The sequence below is a fragment of the Nonomuraea diastatica genome (assembly GCF_004349015.1).
Taxonomy (GTDB): Bacteria; Actinomycetota; Actinomycetes; order Streptosporangiales; family Streptosporangiaceae; genus Nonomuraea; species Nonomuraea diastatica.
Genome location: NZ_SMKP01000385.1, coordinates 1 through 2,006, shown reverse-complemented (window position 1 = coordinate 2,006; position 2,006 = coordinate 1). Strand labels below are relative to the sequence as shown.

The 2,006-nt window shown below is 69.6% G+C and carries 4 protein-coding genes; all 4 read right to left on the bottom strand.

The window, feature by feature from the left end:
• Positions 1 to 146: 146 nt before the first annotated feature.
• Positions 147 to 992: a formyltetrahydrofolate deformylase gene (gene purU / locus E1294_RS51750; protein WP_132520666.1), complete on the bottom strand. Its 846-nt coding sequence runs from the start codon at positions 990 to 992 to the stop codon at positions 147 to 149.
• 14 nt (positions 993 to 1,006) lie between these two features.
• The gene (locus E1294_RS51745) at positions 1,007 to 1,402 is read right to left on the bottom strand and encodes a nuclear transport factor 2 family protein (protein WP_165977995.1); all 396 of its coding nucleotides are present in this window, start codon (positions 1,400 to 1,402) and stop codon (positions 1,007 to 1,009) included.
• 50 nt (positions 1,403 to 1,452) lie between these two features.
• Positions 1,453 to 1,626 carry a hypothetical protein gene (locus tag E1294_RS54005; protein ID WP_165977994.1) on the bottom strand — a complete coding sequence of 58 codons (174 nt, stop codon included), beginning with the start codon at positions 1,624 to 1,626 and terminating at the stop codon, positions 1,453 to 1,455.
• A gap of 19 nt (positions 1,627 to 1,645) precedes the next feature.
• On the bottom strand, positions 1,646 to 2,006 hold a 361-nt coding region (locus E1294_RS51740; RefSeq protein WP_165977993.1), incomplete at its 5' end, for a thioesterase II family protein.

Here is a 2,006-nt window from a genome sequence, read left to right as displayed (position 1 = left end):
GGCTGGCACCCCTTCACCTGGGCTTTCGACTGGGTTCTGCGATGCCTCAGAAGCTACGGAGGGGGTCATTCGCGGCCGTATCGCGCGCCTTATCGCCGCCGGGCGGTTCCCGTGATAGCGCCACGATAGGTTCGTGACAGCTTCGCCTACCTGAACACCACCACCCGGTTGCCGTTGAGGAGGAGCCGGTGCTGGATGTGCCACTGGACCGCCCGCGCCAGCGCCAGGCACTCGACGTCGCGCCCGGCGGCGGCCAGGCGGTCGGGGCAGAAGGTGTGGTCGACGCGGACGACCTCCTGCTCGATGATGGGCCCCTCGTCCAGGTCGGCGGTCACGTAATGCGCGGTCGCGCCGATCAGCTTCACCCCGCGGACGTGAGCCTGCCGGTACGGCCCGGCGCCCTTGAAGCTGGGCAGGAACGAGTGGTGGATGTTGATGGCCCGGCCGTCGAGCTGCTTGCACACGTCGTCGCCGAGGATCTGCATGTATCTGGCCAGGACGACCAGATCGATCCGATGCTCCTCCACCAGCGCCAGCAGCCTGTCCTCCGCGTCCTGCTTCGTGTCCGGGGTCACGGGGACGTGCTCGAAGCGGATCCCGTGGGAGGTCACCAGGTCGGCCAGGTCGGGATGGTTCGACACCACGAGCGGGATGTCGGCGGGCAGCTCTCCGATGCGCCGGCGGAAGAGCAGGTCGTTGAGGCAGTGGCCGTATTTGGAGACCATGATGAGGAGGCGCGGCCTGGCGGCGGCGTCGGCGAGCCGCCATTGCATGAGCAGGCTCTCGGCCGTCGGGGCGAAGTCGGCCCGCAGCTCCGCGAGGTCGCCTGGCGCGCTGAAGTGCACGCGCATGAACAGCCGGTTTGAGGCGGCGTCCCCGTGCTGCTGGCTCTGCAGGATGTTGCCGCCGTGCCGCAGCAGGAATCCGGAGATCGCGTGAACCACGCCCGCGCGGTCGGGGCAGGCGAACGTGAGCACATACTCCTCCGACATGCCATCCTCCTAGGTCAGCCAGGGGCGATGAAGTAGAACGTCTGCTGGGCGGAGAAGAGGCCGCTGCCCGAGAGCGTGAAAACGTCGGCGAACTCCAACGGCCCCTCGCCGGGCTCGTCCGGCCGCCGCGTACGCCTTCCGACGACGGCGATGTGTTCCGTGGAGGCGATGACCGTGCTCACCGTGTGGTGGCAGCGCCCGGCCCGCTCCTCCTGGAAACGCTCCAGCTCGGTCCGGCCGCGCACGGTCAGGCCGGGCCGGCTCAGCACCACGTCCTTCTCGAAGAGCGAGGCGTAGGCGTCGATGTCGCCGGCGTCGAGGTATTCGTAGCTGAGCCGGGCGTGGTCCACGGCGATGGAGGCGAGGCCGGCGCTGCGGACGCATCCGCCCTGCGGATCATCGTGAGACATGGCTGCGGTTCTCTCCATGGCGATCTGGGGTCTGCGGGGCGGGCCGACGGTCAGGAAGCTCCGTTCCGTGCCCGGACCATCAGCCGGAAGAGCTCGTCCTTCTGGTCCAGGGCATGGATGCGGGAGAACATGCCGTCGAGGTCCTGCGGGCAGGACAGGCGGTGGTGGTGGCGGCTGCGGAAGGCGTCGCAGCGCTGCTCGATGACCAGGCCGTAGTCGTTCATGGGCTGTCCCTTCTCGCCGCTAGCCGCGGCTGAACTGGAGCTGGCCGAGCAGCTCGCCCACGGACTCCAGCACCGCGGGCAGCTCCTCGTGGATGAAGAAGTGGTCGCCCGGCAACACCCGCATGCTGAACGGCCCGCCGGTCAGGTCGCCCCAGGCGGCGACGTCCGCCACCGAAACGGCCGCGTCGGCGGCGCCGCACAGCGCGTCGATCGGCACCGGAATCGGTGTGCGGGGAGCCCAGGACTGTCCGGCCACCACGGCGAAGTCGGCGCGCAACGTCGGCAGGGCGAGGTCGACCAGCTCGGGCGAGTCGAAGAATGCGGGCGGCGTGCCGCCGAGCCCGCGCAGGTGGGCCAGGAACTCCTGGTCGGGCAGCAGG

Coding starts and splice junctions, on each gene's coding strand:
- E1294_RS51745 (WP_165977995.1), bottom strand. CDS start 1,402: ATGTCTCACGATGATCCGCAGGGCGGATGCGTCCGCAGCGCCGGCCTC.
- purU (WP_132520666.1), bottom strand. CDS start 992: ATGTCGGAGGAGTATGTGCTCACGTTCGCCTGCCCCGACCGCGCGGGC.
- E1294_RS54005 (WP_165977994.1), bottom strand. CDS start 1,626: ATGAACGACTACGGCCTGGTCATCGAGCAGCGCTGCGACGCCTTCCGC.